We start from the raw sequence: 20,014 nt of genomic DNA on the forward strand, positions 1-20,014 counted from the left end.
TGCTACGCGGCATCCCGCGAAGCTCCGGCCAAGGCATAACCCCAGGCTATCGATGCATGCTTATTTTTGACTGGTCAGGCACCGCCGGGGCTGCGCAGACTCACTCCACCCAAAACAACGATAAGAAAGAGGTCATCCCATGCGCAGCCCCTCCCTGCTCGCTACCCTTCCCCTGTGCCTCGCCGCCGTGGCAGCGCCCCTTGCCCAGGCGGCCTGGCAACCGGAAGGCAAGGTGGAAATCGTGGTCGCCGGCGGCCCCGGTGGCGGCACCGACCAGCTCGGCCGCCTGATCCAGTCGATCATCACCCAGCATAAGCTGCTCGACGCCAGCACCGTGGTGATGAACAAGGGCGGCGGCAACGGTGCCGAGGCCTTCCTGGAGATGAAGCTGGCCAAGGGCGAGGCGGACAAGCTGGTCATCGCCACCAACAACGTCTACCTGCTGCCGCTGACCGCCAAGCTCGGCTACCAGCTCGCCGACCTCACCCCGGTGGCGGCCATCGCCGAGGATGACTTCATCCTCTGGAGCTACGCCGACGCGCCCTGGAAGGACGCCCGCGGCTATATCGACGCCATCAAGCAGGACCCGGCCGGCAAGCGCATGGGTGGCAGCCAGTCCAAGGACGTCGACCAGACCCTGACCCTGCTGCTCAATCGCACCGAGGGCACCAAGCTCACCTACATCCCCTTCAAGAGTGGCAGCGAGGCGGCCACCCAGCTGGCCGGCAAGCACATCACCTCCAACGTCAACAACCCCAGCGAGAGCCTGGGCCAGTGGCGCGGTGGCCAGGTCGTGCCGCTCTGCGTCTTCAGCCAGGCGCGCATGGCCTATACCGCCAAGGTCACCGAGACCCAGGCCTGGTCGGACGTACCCACCTGCAAGGAACAGGGCCTGGGCATCGACCAGTACCGCTTCCCGCGCACCGTGCTTTTGCCGGGCGGGGTCAGCGAGGAACAGCGGGCCTTCTACGTGGCGCTGCTGCGCAAGGTCAGCCAGACCCCGGAGTTCAAGGCCTATATCGAGCGCAACGCCCTGGTGCCGACCTTCCTCGAAGGCCAGGCGCTGCAGGACTACATCGCCCAGGACACCGCCCGGGTCACCCCGGTGTTCGAGGAAGCGGGCTGGCTCAAGCGCTGATCGGCGCGCATCGACACAGGAGAGACGGCCATGGCCGGAGATTCCCTGATCGCCACCCGCTGGGTGGAACTCGGCCTGGCGGCTTTCACCGCCGGGCTCGGCGGCATCGTGATGCTCGGCAGTCTGGAACAGGGCATCGGCTGGGGCGATGCCGGTCCGGAACCGGGCTACTTTCCCTTCTACATCGGCCTGCTGCTGACCCTGGCCAGCCTGGCCACGGCGTTGCAGACCCTGTGGCGCTGGCAGGCGCTGCGCACGGCCTTTGTCGAGCGTGCCGCCTTCGGCCAGGTGCTGCGGGTATTCCTGCCGATGCTGGCCTTCGTCGTCGCCCTGCCCCTGCTCGGTCTCTATCTCACGGCCTTCCTGTTCATCGCCTGGTTCATGGCGCGGGACCGCCAGCGGCAGCGCCGCTATGGCGTACTGCAGATCCTGGCCACCGCTGGAGGAGTGAGCCTGGCCAGCTACTTGATCTTCGCCCTCTGGTTCAAGGTGCCGCTGGATGCCGGTCCCCTGGCCGACCTCGCCCGCCTGCTGAGGACCCTGTCATGAGCGAATTCGATTCCCTGATGCACGGGATGGGCATGATCCTGTCCTTCCACCATATCGCGCTGATGGTGATCGGCGTGTTGCTCGGCATCCTGGTCGGGGTGCTGCCCGGCCTAGGCGCGCCCAATGGCGTCGCTCTGCTGCTGCCGCTGACCTTCACCATGAGCCCCACCTCCGCCATCATCCTGCTCTCCTGCATGTACTGGGGCGCGCTGTTCGGCGGTTCCATCACCTCCATCCTGTTTAACATCCCGGGCGAACCCTCGTCGGTGGCCACCACCTTCGATGGCTACCCCCTGGCGCGCCAGGGGCGTGCCGGCGAGGCCCTGACGGCGGCCTTCACCTCGGCGCTGCTGGGCGCCCTGGTCGGGGTGCTGTTACTGACCTTCCTCTCCAGCCGCATCGCCGCCTTCGCCATGGAGTTCAGCTCGCCGGAATTCTTCGCCGTCTACCTGCTGGCCTTCTGCACCTTTATCGGCATGAGCAAGAATCCGCCGCTGAAGACGGTGGCGGCCATGATGATCGGCTTCGCCATAGCGGCGGTGGGCATGGATACCGTGTCCGGCAACCTGCGCCTGACCTTCGACCAGCCGGCGCTGCTCTCGGGCATCAGCTTCGAGGTAGCGGTGATCGGCCTGTTCGGCATCGGCGAGATCCTCTGCACCGTAGAGGAAGGCCTGGACTTTCGTGGCGAGCAGGCGCGCATCACCCTGCGCACCGTGCTGAGCACCTGGAAACAGCTGCCGCGCTACTGGCTGACCTGGCTGCGCAGCGCCCTGGTCGGTTGCTGGATGGGTGTGACGCCCGGTGGCCCTACCGCCGCCTCCTTCATGAGCTACAGCCTGGCGCGGCGCTTTTCGAAGAATCGCGAGGGCTTCGGCAAGGGCGAGCTGGAAGGGGTGATCGCCCCGGAGACCGCCGACCACAGCGCCGGCACCAGTGCCCTGCTGCCCATGCTGACGCTGGGCATTCCCGGCTCCGCCACCGCCGCGGTGATGCTCGGCGGCCTGATGATCTGGGGCCTGCATCCGGGGCCGACCCTGTTCGCCGAACAGCACGACTTCGTCTGGAGCCTGATCGCCAGCATGTACCTGGGCAACGTGGTCAGCCTGATCGTGGTGCTGGCGACGGTACCGCTGTTCGCCGCCATCCTGCGCATTCCCTTCTGCATCATCGCGCCCATCATCTTCACCGTCTGCGTGATCGGCGCCTACTCGGTGCACAACAGCCTGTTCGACGTCTGGCTGATGCTCGGCTTCGGCATCCTCGGCTATGCCTTCAAGAAGCTCGGCTATCCCATCGCCCCGCTGGTGCTGGCGGCGGTGCTGGGCGACAAGGCCGAAGACGCCTTCCGCCAGTCGATGCTGTTCTCCGATGGCCAGCTGGGCATCTTCTGGTCCAACCCCCTGGTGGGCAGCCTGACCACCGCGGCGCTGCTGATGCTCTGCTGGCCGCTACTGGCGCGGCTGCTGCAAGGGCTGCGCCGGGGACAGCCGCACGCCAAGGTGCATCCCTCGTGAACGCGCCAGTCTGGCGGGGGTGCGCCGCGCTCGCGCCAGACGCCGGCTTTTACGCTAACGTAGCCGGCCACCCCTCCCCTCGGCAAGCCCGCATGACCCGCATTCCCGACGCCCACACCATTCACAGCCGCCTGCGCCTGCGCCAGTTGCGCCTGGTGCTGGCCCTGGCGGAATTCGGCTCGCTGCGCCGCGCCGCCGACGATATCGGCATGACCCAGCCGGCGGCCACCAAGATGCTCCACGAGATCGAAAGTCTCTTGGGCGTGGGGCTGTTCGAACGCCTGCCGCGGGGCATGCGCGCCACGGCCTTCGGCGAGACGGTGATCTACTACGCGCGCATGGTCTTCGCCGAACTCTCGGGCATGCGCGAAGAGCTGGTGGCCCTGGAATCGGGCAATCTCGGTCGGGTCGCGGTGGGCGCCATCCCGGCGCTGGCCTCGGGGCTGCTGACCCGCACCATCGCTACCCTCAAGCAGAGCCATCCGCGGCTGTCCATGTCGATCCAGGTGGACACCAGCGACGTGCTGGTGCAGGCGCTCCTGCAGGACCAACTGGACGTAGTGCTGGGTCGCATTCCCACCGGCACCCGCGCCGAGGAGCTGCTGTTCGACAGCCTCGGCGAAGAGGTGCTCTGCGTGATCGCCGGGGCGCAGAATCCGCTGGCCCAGGCCACTCACCTCACCTGGGGCGAACTGCAGGAGCACACCTGGGTACTGCAGCAGCATCCAAGCCCGATGCGCGCCATCATCAACCAGGCCTTCCACGATGCCCGGGTCGACATCCCCGGCAGCATCGTCGAGACCACCTCCATCATGACCCTGCTGGCCCTGCTGCAGCAGACCGACATGCTCGGGGTCACACCGCTGTCGGTGGTCAACGACTACCCCGGCCGCCACCTGCTGGCGGTGCTGCCCATCGCCTTCGAGCCGCGGTTGCCGCCCTATGGGCTGATCCGTCGCCGCCACCGGGTGCAGTCCTCGGCCATGCAGACCTTCATGGCGGCGGTACGCAGCGAACACGGACGCCTGCGCCACGACGAGGGCTAGCTGCCAGCGTTGTGGTCCTGCCACTGACCGCTGTTCGCCCATAAAGCTTCGCCAGACGCCTCGCTTGGCCCATGCCTTGCAGAACCCTGCTCAGAGCCGTCCAACAGCGGCCAAGAACGAGCTCCGTTACCCGATGACTATCCGCTGGCTGCAGTGACTATCCGCATACTGCAGCGGGAGGGGAACAAAAGGGTGCAGGGGGCCACGCCTGTGTGCAAGGAGGTAACAATGCTCCATGAGTCCGCACCTTCCGAGAGCGGTGAGCGCTTTCGCCAGACCGGCCTGTTCTGTTCGAACAGCCTGCAATTCCTGGTCGCCGATCGCGAGGCGGCCTGCCAGGGTGTCAGCAAGGTGTTCAAGCCCCACGAGCTGAAGCCGGTGCACCGCGGCGACAGCGTCAGCGCCAGCCTGCACCACGTCAGCCGCGGGCGGCTGTCGCTCAATCGCCTGGAATACGGCACCGACGTCGACATCGATCCTCAGTGCCTGCAGGACTTCTACCTGATCCAGATTCCCCTCGCCGGTGGCGCCGACATCCAGTGCGGGGCGACGGACTTCCAGTCCTCACCGCACCTCGCCGCCCTGCTCTCGCCGGATTTGCCGGTGCGCATGCGGTGGTACGGTGGTGCAGCTCAGTTGGTGCTGCGCCTGGAGCGGGCCGACCTGGACCATCATTGCGCCCAGCACCTGCCCCAGCAGGGCCGCCTGCCGCAGTTCGATCCGCGCCTGGACCTGCGCCAAGCCGGCGGCAGCTACTTCCTGCAGTTGCTCGGCCTGCTCATGGAAGGCCTGGCGGACCCGGCGCATCCGATCCACCAGCCGCTGGTGCTCAAGCAATTCGAATCCTCGCTGCTCAACGCCCTGCTCTATGGCCAGCCGCATTCGCTGCACGGCCAGCTGGAAGGCACGCGGGAGCGCAACGTCTCGCCCTACTTCATCAAGCGCATCGAGGCCTATATCGCCGAGCACCTGCACGAGCCGCTCAGCGTGGAAACCCTGGCCGAGCATGGCGGCGTCAGCGTCCGCACCCTGTTCGCCGGTTTCCGCACCTACCGTAGCACCACGCCGATGCACTATCTGCGTGACCTGCGCCTGGAGCGGGTGCATGAAGAGCTGCGCAGCGGGCGAGTGGAGTCGGTGACGGACACCGCCTACAAGTGGGGCTTCGCCCACCTCGGTCGCTTCGCCCAGGAATACAAGCGCCGCTACGGCGAGTCTCCCTCGGAAACCCGCCGCTTTCGTGGGGCGCTCTCCGGCTAGTTGAGCCGCCGCCCCGCCAGGGTCTGCGACGGCGTCTCGCCGAACGCCTGGCGGTAGTCGCTGGCGAAGCGTCCCAGGTGCTCGAAGCCCCAATCCAGGGCGATGCGCGAGACGCTGGCACCCTCACGACGCGCCAGCAGCAGGCGCCGCACCTCTTCCAGTCGCAGCCGCTTGAGATAGGCCATAGGCGGCTGGCCGTGATAGCGGCGGAAGCTGGCATAGAGCTTGGCCCGGGATACGCCGGCCACGCGCTCCAGACTCTCCAGCGAGGGATTCTCCCGCGCATGGGCTTCGAGATAACGCCGCGCCCGCAGGAGAAACTCGGGGTAGCCGGTCCCTACGCCTTCCTCCAGAGCCGCGGAGTAGTTGTGCGGCTGGGCCAGCAGCAGGCCCTTGAGCAGCATCACTTCCAGGTCATTAGCCAGTGCCGGCTGGCCGTAGAGCGCCTGGACCGCGCTCCATCCATCCAGCAATTGGCGCACACCCTGCCACCACGCCGCGACCGCCGGGCGCGCCAGCTCCATCTCGCCGGCAAAGCTCAGGGGCGCGTCCAACGGCCGGCCCAGCAGGCCCTCCGCCACCTCCTGCAGGGCTTCGCGGCGGATCACCACCTGCAGCTTGAGGCAGTCGGCGGCCATGTCCAGGCGCTGCCACTCGTGAGGCGCGACGACCATTCCGCACTGGCTGTCGGAGCGCACGCGCGCACCGCGGCTGGCCAACGACTGGCGGCCCTGCAGCGGCAGGCTGAGGCTATAGGCATCCAGGGCGTCGATGCCGATCTGCACCGCGGCGCCATAGCCGATCCGCCCCAGCACCGTGGCCCGGCCCGGCAGCCGCAGTCCTTGGTGATGGAAACTCAATTCGGCGCCGCTGCGCGTTTCCAAGCGGTGCGGACCGGCCACCGCGCTCATCCAGCGGCAGGCCTCGGCGACCTGGCCACTGTGCGTCTGCACCTCGAAATTCGTCTGCTGCATGCTGGGCTCCTCCGCTGGCTGGCTCCATGCTGCACGCCGCGTGCCGCCGCCACTATCCGCAGAGTGCAGGCCAGTCCGGCGAGTGAAAAAATCCGGCTAGCGATCAGCGAAAAAGCGGATAGAGGGGTTGGGGTGGCGGGGCTTCAATCGAGGCGAGTCTCACCCTAGAGGACACCCCTGATGAGCACCCGCAGCATTGCCCAATGGCAGGACTACATCCAAGGTTGCCTGGACTTCCGTCCGGCCGACGGCGTCTATCGCATCGCCCGCGATCTCTTCACCGAACCCGAGCTGTTCGAGCTGGAAATGGAGCTGATCTTCGAGAAGGTCTGGATCTATGCCTGCCACGAAAGCGAGATCGCCAAGCCCCACGACTTCGTCACGCTGCGCGCCGGTCGCCAGCCGCTGATCATCACCCGCGATGGCAACGGCGAGCTGCATGCGCTGATTAATGCCTGCCAGCACCGCGGCGCCACCCTCACCCGCGTGGCGCGCGGCAACCAGTCCACCTTCACCTGTCCGTTCCACGCCTGGTGCTACAAGAGCGACGGCCGCCTGGTGAAGGTCAAGGCACCGGGCGAATACCCCGATGGCTTCGACAAGGCCACCCGCGGCCTGAAGAAGGCGCGCATCCAGAGCTACAAGGGCTTCGTCTTCGTCAGCCTGGATACCCAGGGTAGTGACTCCCTGGAAGACTACCTGGGCGATGCCAAGGTGTTCTTCGACATGATGGTGGCCCAGTCCCCCACCGGTGAGCTGGAGATCCTGCCGGGCAAGTCCACCTACACCTACGACGGCAACTGGAAGCTGCAGAACGAGAACGGCCTCGACGGCTATCACGTCAGCACCGTGCACTACAACTACGTCTCCACCGTGCAGCACCGCCAGCAGGTCAATGCCGAGAAAGGCAGCGCCAGCAGCACCCTGGACTACAGCAAGCTCGGCGCCGGTGATGCCGAGACCGACGATGGCTGGTTCTCCTTCAAGAACGGCCACAGCCTGCTGTTCAGCGACATGCCCAACCCCACCGTGCGCCCCGGCTACGCCAGCGTCATGCCGCGCCTGGTGGAGGAATACGGCCAGGCCCGCGCCGAATGGATGATGCATCGCCTGCGCAACCTCAACATCTACCCCAGCCTGTTCTTCATGGACCAGATCAGCTCCCAGCTGCGCATCGTGCGGCCGCTGGCCTGGAACAAGACCGAGATCATCAGCCAGTGCATCGGCGTCAAGGGCGAGGCCCCGGCCGACCGCACCAATCGCATCCGCCAGTTCGAGGACTTCTTCAACGTCTCGGGCATGGGCACGCCCGACGACCTGGTGGAATTCCGCGAGGCCCAGCGCGGCTTCCAGGCCCGCCTGGAGCGCTGGAACGACATCTCCCGCGGTCATCACCGCTGGACCGCCGGCCCTACCGTGAACAGCGAGGCCCTGGGCATCCAGCCGGTGCTCACCGGCACCGAATTCACCCACGAAGGCCTCTATGTGAACCAACACGGCGCCTGGCAGCGTTTCCTGCTCGATGGCCTGGCGCTCAAGGCCCTGCAACCGACGGAGGTGTCGGCATGAACCCGACTCTGCAATACGCCGTGGAACAGTTCCTCTATCGCAAGGCCGCGCTCTGCGATGCCCAGGACTGGGACGCCTATCTGGAATTGTTCGACGCCGGCAGCGTCTTCCACCTGCCGCAGTGGGTCAGCGAGCACGAGTACGTGCAGGACCCCACCCAGGGCCTCTCCTACATCTACTACGCCGATAGATCGGGCCTGGAGGACCGGGTGTTCCGCCTGCGCACCGGCAAGTCGGCGGCCTCCACGCCGCTGCCGCGCACCCTGCACCAGATCAGCAACGTGCGCGTCGCCCCCCGTGACGACGGCCAATTGGAGGTCCGCGCCGGCTGGCAGACCCTCTACACCCGGCATGGCGTCTCCGAACAGTTCTATGGCCAGGTGACCTATCACCTGCGCGAGGTGGCCGGTGATTTCCGCATTACCCGCAAGCACGTGCTGCTGCTCAACGACACCATCAACTCCGTGCTCGACTTCTACCACCTCTGAGGCCACCGCCATGAGCCACAACGTCGCTCTGAGCTTCGCCGACGGCAAGACTCTGTTCATCGCGGTGAAGCCCAACGAATTGCTGCTGGACGCCGCCCTGCGCCAGGGCATCAGCCTGCCGCTCGACTGCCGCGAAGGCGTCTGCGGCACCTGCCAGGGGCGCTGCGAAGCCGGCACCTACAGCCAGGATTACGTCGACGAGGAAGCCCTCTCCGAGCGGGACCTGGCGCAACGCAAGATGCTCGCCTGCCAGACCCGGGTGACCTCCGACGCCGCCTTCTACTTCGACCACGACTCCAGCCTCTGCCACGCCGCCGACCCCGAGCGCATCAGCGCCCAGGTGACCTCGGTAGAGCTGGTCTCGGCCACCACCGCCATCCTGCACCTCGACGCCAGCGCCGCCCCCCGGCAGCTGCAATTCCTCCCGGGCCAGTACGCGCGGCTGCGTATCCCCGGTACCGATGACTGGCGCGCCTACTCCTTCGCCAACCGGCCCAATGCGCAGAACCAGCTGCAATTCCTCATCCGTCTGCTGCCGGACGGGGTGATGAGCAACTTCCTGCGCGAGCGCTGCCAGCCGGGCCTCAGCCTGGAGCTGGAGGCACCCCTGGGCAGCTTCTACCTGCGCCAGGTGGAGCGGCCCCTGGTGCTGGTGGCGGGAGGTACAGGGCTGTCGGCCTTCCTCGGCATGCTCGACGAGATGGCCGACAAAGGCGGCTGCGGCCAACCGGTGCGGCTGTTCTATGGCGTCACCCAGGAGCAGGACCTCTGCGAAGGCGCCCGCCTGGAGGCCTATCGCGCGCGCATCGCCGACTTCGACTATCAACCGGTCGTCAGCCAGCCGAGCCCGGCCTGGCAGGGCCTCAGCGGCTACATCCCTGAGCACTTCGACCGCCGCTTCCTCACCGACCAGGCCTGCGACCTCTACCTCTGCGGCCCGCCGCCCATGGTCGAGGCGGTCAAGATCTGGCTCGACCAGCAGGGGTTGGGCGAGGAGACGCGGCTGTATAGCGAGAAATTCCTGCAGAGTACGTCCACGCGGTGATTCCGCACCGCGTTGTCCAAGAAGCCCGCCAGCTTGCCTGCCGGGCTTCGCCTTTGTAGGTTGGGCAGAGCCCGCTTTACCTTCGAAGCCCGACGATCCCCTCTTTCAGCAGCACCAACGGCGTCCCCCGGCTGGCCTGATCGCCTGGGGACACCTTCTCTGTTGGGCTTCGCTCCGCTCAACCTACACCTCAACCCTGCCGTAGGTTGGGCTGAGACGGCTCCACCGTCGAAGCCCAACAGCCTCCACTTCCGGCAGCATCAATCGATCTCCACTCGGTCTTCATCGCCTGGCAGCGCCTTTCTATCAGGCTTCGCTGCGCTCAGCCGAAGCTACCGCTGCCCAAGACAGTCACCACTCCATCGCGGCCATGGCGGTCTGCCGTTGCGGCCGCTCCTACGGACACAGCGAGCGCGGCCATGGTAGTCCCAAGACAGTTGTTACCAAGGTGAGGACCAGGATCTTACCGGGGCTGAGAAAGCCGAAGGCCTGCTCAGCCAGCCCCCTCTCCCCTCGGGAGAGGGTTGGGGTAAGGGCACGCCTCGCAGGGATTCCCAGTGGAAAAGGCTAACGCCGTTTTCCACGCTACGGTTATCGCGAGTGCTACCTAGGCGAAACCGGTGGTAACCCCAGGAGCGGCCGCAGCGGCGGACCGCCATGGCCGCGATGGACCGTAGATTGGAATGAGACGATACGACCATCCTACGCCTCCGGCACCACCCAGCGTCATCTGTCGCTCTGTCTGGATAGCCCTGGAGCGCCCTTTGTTAGGCTTCGCTGCGCTCTGCCCAACCTACGCGGGATCTTCGCGCCCAAATGCCGGGCAAAAAAGAAGCCTGCCATCCCCGGCAGGCTTGAAAAGGACGAAGGGAGCTGAACTCCGTCCGGTCAGAAGTGATGGACGTAGCGCACCTGCACCCGACTGCCCTCCGGACGGTTCTCGGCGTCCTGCTCGAAATAGGCGTTGGCCACCAGGTGGTCGTTCTTGGAGAAGCTGTACATGGCGCCGGGGCCGATGGCCCAGACTTTCTCGCGGCGCCCGGAGACGTCGTGGCCGTCGACCTGGGTGTCGGTGATCTGCTTGAGCCAGTAGCCGTTGATGCCCAGGCGCAGTTGCGGGGTGACGGCGTATTCGGTGGCGAAGTTGGCGTGCAGCGCCTGGCCGGCCTGGATGTCGGAGACGTCGCCGAAGGCATAGCTCGGCTTGTCGCTCTTGAAGTTGTAGAGGTAGTGGGCGCGCACCGAGACGGTCCAATTCGGGGTGAACCAGTAGGTGGCGGCCCAATAGGGGTCGAACGACCAGGCATGGTTGCCGGGGTTGATGTCCTTGTCGCGGTCGTACTCGCCGGTGGGCACGTTGATCTGGAACTCGACACGCTGGACGAACCGCGGGCCATTGGCGCCCATCACCGGATCGAACTGGATGAAGGGCCCTATCAGCAGGTCGCCCACGCCACCCTGGTCCTTGAGCGCCGCGTTGTTCAGGCCGTCGTCGACCTTCATCCGCGTCACCACCGGCAGCAACATGTTCAGACCCAGGTTGCCGTTGCCCAGGCGCAGGTCCGATACGTAGCTGAGCTGGGTCACCGATACCTGGTAGTCCAGCTTGGTCTTCGGCAGCCCCAGCTTGTCACCGTTTTGATCGGTCAGCCGATGGCTGCCGTAGTTCTGGAAATACTGCTGCAGGTACCAGCCGTTGCCCGCAGGCAGACCGCCGTCGAGAAAGCTGGTGAGGCCGAGGTTGACCACCGGCAGGTCATAGGCCTGGGCGGTTCCGGCGACCAGGGCACCGGCGAGGGAAAGATAGCGAATCCGGGTCATGCAAGGCTCCTTGAATACGGCTGTTCGTGCTCGCGAAAGGCAGATTCGAAAGGGCAGCGCCCGCCGATCGAGTGGAATCGACGGGCGCTGCCGAGGCTCAGGCGCTCAGCGCCGGATGCGCGCTGGCGACCCGGTACTGGCCGGCATGGAAGACCAGCGGTTCTCCGCCGCTGTGTCGGTAGTGCTCGATCTCGCCAAGGAAGATCAGATGGTCGCCGCCCTCGTACTGGACGTGGTTGCGGCAGATCAGGGTGGCCACCGCCTCCTCCAGCAGCGGCACCCCGGCGGTGCCCTCGGCGTGGGCGATGCCGGCGAACTTGTCCTCCGCTGGCCGGGCGAAATGGCCGGAGAGCTGGTGCTGGTCGCTGCCCAGCACGTGGATGGCGAAGTGACTGGCGGCCAGGAAGTCCGGCAGGCTCGGCGCCTGGCGCGCCAGGCTCCAGAGCACCAACGGCGGCTCCAGGGACACCGAGGAGAAGGAGTTGGCCGTCATGCCCACCTTGCGGCCATCGCGACCGCGGGTGGTGATCACGGTGACGCCGGTGGCGAATTGGCCCAGCAGGTTGCGCAAGGCGCGCGGATTGGTGGGGTCGGCGGCGATGAGGTCGAGTGCGTCTAGGGTCATGACGGGCTCCTCAGGCAGCCTGGCTCAGGTGTTCACGAATGAAGCTCTGGCAGGCATCCGCCTCGAACCACCAGGGCGCGAAACGCCGGGGATCGTCGAAGGCGTTGACGATGTTCGCGGCGATGGCCTGGGACTGGCTGGCGGCGCCGAGGAGGTCGAGGATGTGCGGCGGTGGCGGGGTCAGCAGGCTGTTGGTCCACTTCACCACTTGGCCGGCGTAGTCCCAGTAGCGCTCGAAAGTCCGGTGCATCCAGTCAGGGGTGAAGGCCGCATCGCCCTGGGCGAGGATGGCCTCCAGATAGACCTTGCTGCACTTGGCGGCATTGTTGGAGCCCTGGCCAGTGATGGGATCGTTGACCACCAGGGCGTCGGCCATGCCGAACACCGGCCGGCCCGAGGGCAGGCGCAGCACCGGCTTGCGCACCATGGGCGTGAAGCGCCCGGCCAGCACGCCACCGGCGTCGGTCAGCTCCAGATTCTGGCAGCGCTCGGCCTCCCAGGGCGCGAAGCGGCGGACGATCTCCAGGCTGCGCTCCAGGTGCTGCTCCGGCGAGGTGACGTCCTGCCAACAGTCCATGGGGCCGCCGGGGATGCCTTCGAAGACCATGATCTCGCAGGGTCCGCTCAGGGTCAGGGCCGGGAAGACGAAGTACTCGCCCACGCCGGGGACAAGGTTGAAGGCCACCCGCGAATAGGGCGACATGGGCGTCATGCCCTTCACGTAGGTCAGCGCCAGGGCGCGTTGCGGCTGCTGGAACACGGTGCGCTCGGTATCCCGGGCGAACAGGTTGACCACTTCGCCCTTGCCAGCGGCCAGCAGGGTCAGGTCGTGGCTGGCACTCAGGGTTTCCAGCTCGGCCAGGCCGACGTCCTGAATGATCAACTCACCCCCGCGGCGCTCGAATTCGTCCATCCAGGCCGGCATCTTCAGGCGCTGGTCCACCGCCTGGGCATAGCGCTCCAGGCGGGCGCTCCACTGGAAGGCCGGGCGGTCCGGGTGCACCGGATCCGGGACGGCCAGGCCGATGCCTTCCACCGCGGGGCACTGGTCTTCCCAGAAATTCAGCCCCAGATCGCGTTCGGTCTGCAACGAGGTGTTGAACATGCACTGGCTGGACATCACCTTGCCAGCGCGCACCTGCTCGCCGGTACGGTTGGTGGTGAGGGTGACATGGTAGCCCTGGGCGAGCAGGCCCAGGCCCAGTTGCAGGCCGGCCTGGCCGGCCCCGACGATGGCGATACGACGCATGGAGGTTCTCCGGGGAGTCGAGTTGCGGGTGGGGGTGAAGCCGTTGAACAGGCGCCAGAAGGGGTTCTGCATGGCATCACTCCCGTTCGGCGAGGCGTGGAATGGCCGGCTGGTTGCGCTCCGGTCCCATGACCGAATAACCGCCGTCCACGGCATAGTCGGCACCGGTGACGAAACTCGCCGCTGGCGACAAGAGGAAGGCAACCACCTGGGCCACCTCCGCCGGCTCGCCGAGGCGACCGAGCAGATGGAAGTCGGCGGCGACGCGGTCGGCATGGGCGCGATTCCCGCCGCTGACCTCGGCGATCACCCGCGACCAGGTCCAGCCCGGCGATACCGAGTTGACGCGGATGCCATCCGCCGCCAGGTCCAGCGCCATGCAGCGGGTCAGCTGCTTGAGCGCGGCCTTGGACACCGGGTAGAGCCAGCGCCCGGTCTGGGCACAGTCGGCGGAGATGGAGGTGAAATTGACCACAGACCCGCGCCGCGCCTTGAGGTCGGGGTGCAGCGCCTTGGCCAGCATCACCGCCGACACCAGGTTCACGTCCAGCGCCTTGAGCCAGTCGCCGCGCGGCGACCCCAGGCCATCGTCGAGATAGGTACAGGCGAGGTTGACCAAGCCAGCCACCGCGCCGAAGCGTTCGCGGATGGCGGCTACCGCGAGCGCCAAGGCCGCGTCATCAGTCAGGTCCACGGTCTGAAAGAAGGCCGCTTCGCCGAGAGCCTCGGCACCGGCCGCGCCGTTCGGGTCGATGTCCAGCAGGGCTACCCGGGCGCCTGCCGCGACCAGCGTCTCGGCCACCGCCTGCCCGATCAGGGTGGCGCTGCCGCTGATGACCACCGTCTTGCCGTCGAGGGAATGCAGACTCATGGCCTCACTCCTCGATGGACTTGCCGGCGCTGGAAGCCCAGCTCGGCATCAGGGTGTTGGATGGCAGCGTCTCGTCGAGCAGCTTGTGCGCGGTCTCGGCGCCCGCCACCGGCAGGCCCTCGGGATCAAGCAGGCCGATCTGCACCAGCACGCTGGCCTGATCCCAGTAGATGTGCTCGTGGTAGAGCTTGGGCCCGCGGAACTTCACCACCCCCAGCATGGGGATCTCCACATAGCGACCGGTGGGCGCCACGCCCGGCAGCATCCAGTCGATGGCCTCGTCGTGGGTGAAGCTCATGACGAATTCGTCGACGATCTGCGAGGCACCCACGGTGCGCGAGATCGGCGTGAGCTTCATGTCCTTGGGATTGCCATGCACGAAGTGATAGCGATAGAAGCGCGCCAGCTCGCGATAGCCGACCCCGCCGGTCATGGTCGGGATATGGTTGACGTAGGGCTCGGGCACCATGGTGGCCATGGTTGCCGGCACGTCGCGGGTATCGAATTCGTGGCGGATGTGCTCTTCCCACAGCGCCGAGAGGTTGTAGTCGGGGCCAAGGGTGCGGCGCAGCGCGGCGATGGTGCGCTCATGGGCCAGCAGCGCGGCGGGCTTGTCGTAGTGATGGCCGGCGGGCCGGGCGAAGGCATGGTCGACGCCAGGGTAAACGTAACCCTCGGTACCCGCCCGCTCGGCCAGGGCCGCCAGAATGGCTTCCCGCGCCGGCGCCGGACAGAATTGGTCGGCCTCGGCGAAATGCAGCACAAGGCGCCCACTCAGGCCTTCCAGTTCCGGCAACGCATTTTCGATACCGACCCCGTAGTAGCCGACGGCGCAAGCCACTTGGCGCAAGCGGCAGGCGGCCAGGTAGGCCAGCTTGCCGCCCAGGCAATAGCCCACCACGCCGAGGCCGGCGCCGCTCACTTCAGGCAGGGTACGCAAATGGTCGAGGGCGGCACCGATGTCCACCACCCCCAGGTGCTCGTCGAAGGCCTGGTAATGGCCGTAGGCCTTTTCGAAGTCCTCCGGGGTGTAGCCCAACTCGATGCGCGGTGCCTGGCGCCAGTAGAGATCGGGCACCAGCACGCTGTAGCCCTCTTCGGCCAGGTGATCGGCGACGACCCGCATGGCGGCGTTAACGCCGAAGATCTCCTGGCACAACACGATGCCCGGACCGCGACCGTCGATGGAAGGCACGAAGTAGGCATCGAAGGCGCCGGAGGGCGTCGGCACGTGGATATAGGATCCGCTCATCGCAAGAGACTCCAGGTTGCTCAGGTCTGGAATCATCTTCGGCGCGTGGTGCCTCGCAGGCTGTCCGCAGACTGCCGCGACCATCCCCTCGGCGCAGCTAATTGCGCGGTGCCCTCGGCCTCCGCACTGCCCCGGGCGCCGTCAAACCCAGGTCCAGCACCGGGTTCAGGCCTGCTGGGCCGCGGTCTCCTGCACCAGCGCTAGACAATGCGCTAGCAGAGGCGAGCGATCGCCGGCGCGATAGCTGATGACGATGGGCGAGACCGCGCGGGTATCGCTCAGGGCGACGTAGTCGATGTCGTCGCGGTGCAGGCGGCGCACCGACGCCGGCACCAGGGTGATCCCCAGCCCCGCCGCTACCAGGCCGATGGCGGTTTGCAGCTCATTGGCCCATTGCGCCACCCGGATGTTCAGCCCTTCGCGGGCAAACAGCGCCAGCACATGATCGGCATAGCTCGGCCGCGGCGCCGAGGGATAGAGCACGAAGGGTTCCTGCGCCAGCCGGGCCAGGCTCACCGGCGCCCCCAGCAGCGGATGCCCGGCCGGCAGCACGGCCACCAGGGGATCCTCGTGCAGCACCTGCTGCACCACGGCGGCATCCTCGATGCGGATCCGCCCGAAGCCGATATCGATGCGCCCACTCTTCAGCGCCTCCACCTGCTGCAGGGTGATCAGCTCGGACAAACCCAGTTCCAGCCCGGCATCGGTACGCAGCCGGCGGATCAGTTCCGGCAGGGCGCCATAGAGGGTGGAAGGGGCGAAGCCGATACCCAGCCAGCGCTTGCGGCCCTCGGCCACCCGGCGGGTGCCATCGCGCACCTCCTCCAGCTGGGCCAGCAGCCGACTGCCGTGTTCCTGGAAATAACGGCCCGCCTCGGTCAGCCGCAAGGGCCGGCCACGCTCCAGCAGGCTCACCCCCAGCTCCTCTTCCAGTTGCTGGATCTGCCGGCTGAGCGGCGGCTGGGCGATATGCAGCCGCTCCGCTGCCCGGGTGAAGTTGAGGGTCTCCGCCAGCACCAGGAAGTACCTCAGATGCCGCAGCTCCATCATACCTCCAGGGTATCGTAAAACACGCAACGGATATTGGACTGCCGTGGAGGCAACTCGCAAGCTGAAAGCCGTCCCTACAAGAACGCGCGGCAACGACCGCCCCTGATGGATTCGGCCCATGATCAGCATCGAACGCCTGGACACCTGCCTCGTCGACCTGCCCACCATCCGTCCGCACAAGCTGGCCATGCATACCCTGCAGCGGCAGACGCTGGTGCTGCTGCGCCTGACCTGCAGCGACGGTAGCCAGGGTCTCGGCGAAGCCACCACCATCGGCGGCCTCGTCTACGCCGGGGAGAGCCCGGAAAGCATCAAGACCAACCTGGATACCTACCTGGCGCCCCTGGTGATCGGCCAGGACGCCGACAACCTCAATGCCGTGATGCAGCGCGTCGAGCGCAGCGTGCGTGCCAATACCTTCGCCAAGTCGGCGCTGGAAACCGCCCTGCTCGATGCCCAGGGCCAACGCCGCGGCCTGGGCATCGCCGAGTTGCTCGGCGGCCGCGTGCAGCAGGGCCTGGAAGTGGCCTGGACCCTGGCCAGCGGCGACACCGCCAAGGACATCGCCGAGGCCGAGCGGATGCTCGACCTACGCCGCCACCGCCATTTCAAACTCAAGATCGGCGCGGCCGAGCCGGCGCGGGACATCGCCCACGTGGCCGCCATCAAGCGCGCCCTGGGCGATCGCGCCAGCGTCCGGGTCGACGTCAACCAGGCCTGGAGCGAAGGCGTCGCCCTGCGCGCCTGCCAGGCCCTGGCCGACGCCGGGGTGGAGCTGATCGAACAGCCGGTGCCGCGCCATGACGTCCAGGCCCTGGCGCGCGTCAGCGCCCGCAGCCCGGCGCCGGTGATGGCCGACGAAGCCATCGAAAGCCTTCCCGACGCCTTCGCCCTGGCCCGCGCCGGCGCGGCGCCGGTGTTCGCGCTCAAGATCGCCAAGACCGGCGGCCCGCGCGCGGTGCTCAAGGTGGCTCACCTGGCCCAGGCGGCCGGCATCGGCCTCTATGGCGGCACCATGCTCGAAGGCAGCATCGGCACCCTGGCCTCGGCCCATGCCTTCGCCACCCTGGAGCGGCTGGACTGGCACAGCGAGCTGTTCGGGCCGCTGCTGCTCACCGAGGACATCCTCACCGCGCCACCGACCTATCGCGACTTCCAGCTGCTGCTGCCCCAGGGCCCCGGCCTCGGCGTCAGCCTCGACGAGGACCGCCTCGCCCATTTCCGCCGCGACCGCGGCAGCCTCGCCGTCGCCACCCCCTGATCCCTGTCCGTGGAGGATTCACCATGCTGTTCATGGTCCGCATGACCGTCAAACTGCCCCACGACCTGCCCGCCGCCGAAGCCACGCGACTCAAGCAGGCGGAGAAGGAGCTGGCCCAGGCGCTGCAGCGCCAGGGGACCTGGCGCCACCTCTGGCGCATCGCCGGGCTCTACGCCAATGTCAGCGTCTTCGACGTGGCCGATGCCCAGGCGCTGCACGATACCCTGCTGCAACTGCCGCTCTACCCCTACATGGAGATCGAGGTCAGCGCGCTCTGCCGGCACCCCTCCTCCATCCACCACGACGACCGCTGATTGGCCGCCCATAACAACAACACCGAGGATAGCCCCATGACCCTAGCCCTTTCCCAGAACGCCGATGTGCAGAAGTTCTTCGAGGTCGCCAGCGGCTTCGAGCAGGCCGCCGGCAATCCCCGCCTCAAGACCCTGGTGCACCGCATCCTCACCGACAGCATCCGTCTCATCGAGGATCTGGAAGTGACGCCCGAGGAGTTCTGGCAGGCGGTGAGCTACTTCAACGATTTGGGTGCCCGCCAGGAAGCCGGCCTGCTGGTCGCCGGCTTGGGCCTGGAGCACTACCTGGACCTGCTGCTGGATGCCCAGGACGCCCAGGCCGGCCGCACGGGTGGCACCCCGCGCACCATCGAGGGCCCGCTCTATGTCGCCGGCGCTCCGCTCTGCGAAGGCGAGGCACGCCTGGACGACGGCCAGGACGACGGCGTACCGCTGTTCATGACCGGCCAGGTACGGGACACCGCAGGTCGTCCCTTGGCCGGCGCCCTGGTGGACGTCTGGCACGCCAACACCGGTGGCACCTATTCCTACTTCGACCCGGCCCAGTCCGAGTTCAACCTGCGCCGGCGCATCCGCACCGATGCCGAAGGCCGCTACGCCTTCCGCAGCATCGTGCCCTCCGGCTACGGCTGCCCGCCGGACGGCCCCACCCAGCGCCTGCTCGACGGCCTCGGCCGCCATGGCCAGCGCCCGGCGCACATCCACTTCTTCATCTCGGCTCCCGGTCACCGCCACCTGACCACCCAGATCAACCTAGCCGGCGACCAGTACCTCCACGATGACTTCGCCTACGCCACCCGCGACGAACTCATCGCCGACATCCACTTCCACGAGGATGCCGACGCCGCCCGCACCCGCGGCCTCGCCGGTGCCCGCTATGCCGAGATCGACTTCGACTTCGAGTTGCAGCCCGCGGATGAAGCCACCGCCGAGCAGCGCAGCGCCCGCCCGCGCGCCCTCGAAGAGGCCTGAGGCCCGCGCGGCCGCCTCGCTCTGGGGCGAGGCGGTCGCAGGCTGCCAATTGCCCCCCTCCCACAGCTTGGGCATAGTGGACCGGCTCGCCAGACGCCGGAGTCACCGTTATGCCCGCCCCGTTGACCGCAACCCTGCATTCCTGCGCTGCCTCCCGGAGCCAGCCATGACCCAGCGCACCATGCTGCTCACCGGTGCCAGCCGCGGCATAGGCCATGCCACCGTCAAGCTATTCCGCAACCTGGGCTGGCGCCTGCTGACCGTCTCGCGCCACCCCTTCTCCGCAGAATGCGCCTGGCCCGAGGCCCGCGACGCTCACATCCAGGCCGACCTCGCCGACCTCTCCCAGATCGACCGCCTGGTGGCCACGGTCCGCGAGCGGCTGCCCAGCGGCAAGCTGGACGCCCTGGTCAACAACGCCGGCATCTCGCCCAAGGGATCGGATGGCGGCCGCCTCGGGGTGGCCGCCTCCGATGCCGAGACCTGGACCCACGTCCTCAACGTCAACCTGGTCTCCACCGCCCTGCTCGCCCGCGCCCTCCTGCCGGAGCTGGAAGCGGCCCACGGCAGTATCGTCAACGTCACCTCCATCGCCGGCTCCCGGGTACATCCCTTCGCCGGCGTGGCCTATGCCGCCTCCAAGGCCGGCCTCGCCGCCCTCACCCGCGAACTGGCCCATGAATTCGGCCCCCGCGGGGTGCGGGCCAACGCCATCGCCCCCGGCGAAATCGCCACCTCCATCCTTTCCCCCGGCACCGATGGCCTGGTGGAAGCCGAGGTACCCCTCAAGCGCCTGGGCACCCCCGACGAAGTCGCCGAGACCATCTACTTCCTCTGCAGCGAACGCTCCTGCTACATCAACGGCGCCGAGATCCACATCAACGGCGGCCAGCACGTTTGAGGCTCACCTCCTGCTAGTCCGTTGGCGCTAACCCTAGGCGATCGGCAGCTGCGCCGCTGCTCGTCGCCTGCCACGGATTGGTCACTACCACGCCCATCGAGGCAGCTTAACG

At 67.2% G+C, this 20,014-nt stretch carries 19 protein-coding genes; 12 read left to right on the top strand and 7 right to left on the bottom strand.

The features are described 5' to 3' along the window. The first annotated feature begins 139 nt into the window (after positions 1–139). The 5 genes from ACYJP6_RS12820 (at position 140) to ACYJP6_RS12840 (ending at position 5,510) form a co-directional block, all read left to right on the top strand. On the top strand, positions 140–1,138 hold the full coding sequence (locus ACYJP6_RS12820) for a tripartite tricarboxylate transporter substrate binding protein (protein WP_459475392.1): 999 nt from the start codon (positions 140–142) through the stop codon (positions 1,136–1,138). 30 nt (positions 1,139–1,168) lie between these two features. Next, positions 1,169–1,687 carry a tripartite tricarboxylate transporter TctB family protein gene (locus tag ACYJP6_RS12825; protein ID WP_459475393.1) on the top strand — a complete coding sequence of 173 codons (519 nt, stop codon included), beginning with the start codon at positions 1,169–1,171 and terminating at the stop codon, positions 1,685–1,687. Then, a complete protein-coding gene (locus tag ACYJP6_RS12830) occupies positions 1,684–3,204 on the top strand; it encodes a tripartite tricarboxylate transporter permease (RefSeq protein ID WP_459475394.1) in 1,521 nt (506 codons plus the stop codon). Before ACYJP6_RS12825 ends, ACYJP6_RS12830 begins: the two co-directional genes overlap by 4 nt. Before the next feature lie 92 nt (positions 3,205–3,296). Beyond that, positions 3,297–4,250 (top strand): LysR family transcriptional regulator, encoded by a 954-nt coding sequence (locus tag ACYJP6_RS12835; protein WP_459475395.1) that lies wholly within the window; start codon positions 3,297–3,299, stop codon positions 4,248–4,250. Positions 4,251–4,478: 228 nt separating this feature from the next. Continuing rightward, positions 4,479–5,510 carry an AraC family transcriptional regulator gene (locus tag ACYJP6_RS12840; RefSeq protein WP_459475396.1) on the top strand — a complete coding sequence of 344 codons (1,032 nt, stop codon included), beginning with the start codon at positions 4,479–4,481 and terminating at the stop codon, positions 5,508–5,510. On the opposite strand, the gene ACYJP6_RS12845 is transcribed toward ACYJP6_RS12840, so the two are convergent. Then, positions 5,507–6,484: an AraC family transcriptional regulator gene (locus tag ACYJP6_RS12845; protein ID WP_459475397.1), complete on the bottom strand. Its 978-nt coding sequence runs from the start codon at positions 6,482–6,484 to the stop codon at positions 5,507–5,509. The two genes, ACYJP6_RS12840 and ACYJP6_RS12845, sit on opposite strands and share 4 nt — an antisense overlap. A gap of 180 nt (positions 6,485–6,664) precedes the next feature. Here ACYJP6_RS12845 and antA point away from each other — a divergent pair, with 180 nt between their 5' ends. From antA to antC, 3 genes are read left to right on the top strand one after another with little or no spacing between them, the layout of a single operon-like run. Beyond that, positions 6,665–8,053, top strand: a complete 1,389-nt coding sequence (antA, locus tag ACYJP6_RS12850) for an anthranilate 1,2-dioxygenase large subunit (RefSeq protein WP_459475399.1) — start codon at positions 6,665–6,667, stop codon at positions 8,051–8,053. Further along, positions 8,050–8,541 carry an anthranilate 1,2-dioxygenase small subunit gene (gene antB / locus ACYJP6_RS12855; RefSeq protein WP_459475400.1) on the top strand — a complete coding sequence of 164 codons (492 nt, stop codon included), beginning with the start codon at positions 8,050–8,052 and terminating at the stop codon, positions 8,539–8,541. Before antA ends, antB begins: the two co-directional genes overlap by 4 nt. Before the next feature lie 10 nt (positions 8,542–8,551). Beyond that, positions 8,552–9,586: an anthranilate 1,2-dioxygenase electron transfer component AntC gene (gene antC, locus ACYJP6_RS12860; protein ID WP_459475401.1), complete on the top strand. Its 1,035-nt coding sequence runs from the start codon at positions 8,552–8,554 to the stop codon at positions 9,584–9,586. Positions 9,587–10,474: 888 nt separating this feature from the next. Here the strand turns inward: antC and ACYJP6_RS12865 are convergent. The 6 genes from ACYJP6_RS12865 to ACYJP6_RS12890 all read right to left on the bottom strand — a co-directional run bounded on the left by ACYJP6_RS12865 (position 10,475) and on the right by ACYJP6_RS12890 (position 16,451). After that, entirely contained in the window at positions 10,475–11,407 is a 933-nt protein-coding gene (locus tag ACYJP6_RS12865; RefSeq protein WP_459475402.1) for a SphA family protein, read from the bottom strand. Between the two features lie 97 nt (positions 11,408–11,504). Further along, positions 11,505–12,032 carry a flavin reductase family protein gene (locus ACYJP6_RS12870; RefSeq protein WP_459475403.1) on the bottom strand — a complete coding sequence of 176 codons (528 nt, stop codon included), beginning with the start codon at positions 12,030–12,032 and terminating at the stop codon, positions 11,505–11,507. A 10-nt stretch (positions 12,033–12,042) separates the two neighbouring features. Further along, entirely contained in the window at positions 12,043–13,281 is a 1,239-nt protein-coding gene (locus ACYJP6_RS12875; RefSeq protein WP_459475820.1) for a styrene monooxygenase/indole monooxygenase family protein, read from the bottom strand. A 76-nt stretch (positions 13,282–13,357) separates the two neighbouring features. Further along, positions 13,358–14,152 (bottom strand): SDR family oxidoreductase, encoded by a 795-nt coding sequence (locus ACYJP6_RS12880; protein WP_459475404.1) that lies wholly within the window; start codon positions 14,150–14,152, stop codon positions 13,358–13,360. Positions 14,153–14,156: 4 nt separating this feature from the next. Beyond that, the gene (locus tag ACYJP6_RS12885) at positions 14,157–15,404 is read right to left on the bottom strand and encodes a dienelactone hydrolase family protein (protein ID WP_459475406.1); all 1,248 of its coding nucleotides are present in this window, start codon (positions 15,402–15,404) and stop codon (positions 14,157–14,159) included. A 165-nt stretch (positions 15,405–15,569) separates the two neighbouring features. Then, positions 15,570–16,451, bottom strand: coding sequence for a LysR family transcriptional regulator (locus ACYJP6_RS12890; protein WP_459475407.1), 882 nt, complete (start codon positions 16,449–16,451; stop codon positions 15,570–15,572). A 121-nt stretch (positions 16,452–16,572) separates the two neighbouring features. Between ACYJP6_RS12890 and ACYJP6_RS12895 the strand changes: the two genes are divergently transcribed. The 4 genes from ACYJP6_RS12895 (at position 16,573) to ACYJP6_RS12910 (ending at position 19,902) form a co-directional block, all read left to right on the top strand. After that, positions 16,573–17,715, top strand: coding sequence for a muconate cycloisomerase family protein (locus ACYJP6_RS12895; RefSeq protein ID WP_459475408.1), 1,143 nt, complete (start codon positions 16,573–16,575; stop codon positions 17,713–17,715). Between the two features lie 23 nt (positions 17,716–17,738). After that, entirely contained in the window at positions 17,739–18,029 is a 291-nt protein-coding gene (gene catC, locus ACYJP6_RS12900; RefSeq protein WP_459475409.1) for a muconolactone Delta-isomerase, read from the top strand. Positions 18,030–18,065: 36 nt separating this feature from the next. Beyond that, entirely contained in the window at positions 18,066–19,001 is a 936-nt protein-coding gene (catA, locus tag ACYJP6_RS12905; protein ID WP_459475410.1) for a catechol 1,2-dioxygenase, read from the top strand. Between the two features lie 166 nt (positions 19,002–19,167). Continuing rightward, entirely contained in the window at positions 19,168–19,902 is a 735-nt protein-coding gene (locus ACYJP6_RS12910; protein WP_459475411.1) for an SDR family NAD(P)-dependent oxidoreductase, read from the top strand. Positions 19,903–20,014: the final 112 nt, after the last annotated feature.

Source organism: Pseudomonas sp. No.117, from assembly GCF_054558395.1.

Bases quoted from the DNA above. Each gene is read 5' to 3' on its own strand.
- antB (WP_459475400.1), top strand. From the start codon at position 8,050: ATGAACCCGACTCTGCAATACGCCGTGGAACAGTTCCTCTATCGCAAG.
- ACYJP6_RS12910 (WP_459475411.1), top strand. From the start codon at position 19,168: ATGACCCAGCGCACCATGCTGCTCACCGGTGCCAGCCGCGGCATAGGC.
- ACYJP6_RS12840 (WP_459475396.1), top strand. From the start codon at position 4,479: ATGCTCCATGAGTCCGCACCTTCCGAGAGCGGTGAGCGCTTTCGCCAG.
- ACYJP6_RS12880 (WP_459475404.1), bottom strand. From the start codon at position 14,152: ATGAGTCTGCATTCCCTCGACGGCAAGACGGTGGTCATCAGCGGCAGC.
- ACYJP6_RS12865 (WP_459475402.1), bottom strand. From the start codon at position 11,407: ATGACCCGGATTCGCTATCTTTCCCTCGCCGGTGCCCTGGTCGCCGGA.
- antA (WP_459475399.1), top strand. From the start codon at position 6,665: ATGAGCACCCGCAGCATTGCCCAATGGCAGGACTACATCCAAGGTTGC.
- ACYJP6_RS12820 (WP_459475392.1), top strand. From the start codon at position 140: ATGCGCAGCCCCTCCCTGCTCGCTACCCTTCCCCTGTGCCTCGCCGCC.
- ACYJP6_RS12835 (WP_459475395.1), top strand. From the start codon at position 3,297: ATGACCCGCATTCCCGACGCCCACACCATTCACAGCCGCCTGCGCCTG.
- ACYJP6_RS12875 (WP_459475820.1), bottom strand. From the start codon at position 13,281: ATGCGTCGTATCGCCATCGTCGGGGCCGGCCAGGCCGGCCTGCAACTG.
- catA (WP_459475410.1), top strand. From the start codon at position 18,066: ATGACCCTAGCCCTTTCCCAGAACGCCGATGTGCAGAAGTTCTTCGAG.
- catC (WP_459475409.1), top strand. From the start codon at position 17,739: ATGCTGTTCATGGTCCGCATGACCGTCAAACTGCCCCACGACCTGCCC.
- ACYJP6_RS12825 (WP_459475393.1), top strand. From the start codon at position 1,169: ATGGCCGGAGATTCCCTGATCGCCACCCGCTGGGTGGAACTCGGCCTG.
- ACYJP6_RS12845 (WP_459475397.1), bottom strand. From the start codon at position 6,484: ATGCAGCAGACGAATTTCGAGGTGCAGACGCACAGTGGCCAGGTCGCC.
- ACYJP6_RS12885 (WP_459475406.1), bottom strand. From the start codon at position 15,404: ATGAGCGGATCCTATATCCACGTGCCGACGCCCTCCGGCGCCTTCGAT.
- ACYJP6_RS12830 (WP_459475394.1), top strand. From the start codon at position 1,684: ATGAGCGAATTCGATTCCCTGATGCACGGGATGGGCATGATCCTGTCC.
- ACYJP6_RS12895 (WP_459475408.1), top strand. From the start codon at position 16,573: ATGATCAGCATCGAACGCCTGGACACCTGCCTCGTCGACCTGCCCACC.
- ACYJP6_RS12870 (WP_459475403.1), bottom strand. From the start codon at position 12,032: ATGACCCTAGACGCACTCGACCTCATCGCCGCCGACCCCACCAATCCG.
- antC (WP_459475401.1), top strand. From the start codon at position 8,552: ATGAGCCACAACGTCGCTCTGAGCTTCGCCGACGGCAAGACTCTGTTC.
- ACYJP6_RS12890 (WP_459475407.1), bottom strand. From the start codon at position 16,451: ATGGAGCTGCGGCATCTGAGGTACTTCCTGGTGCTGGCGGAGACCCTC.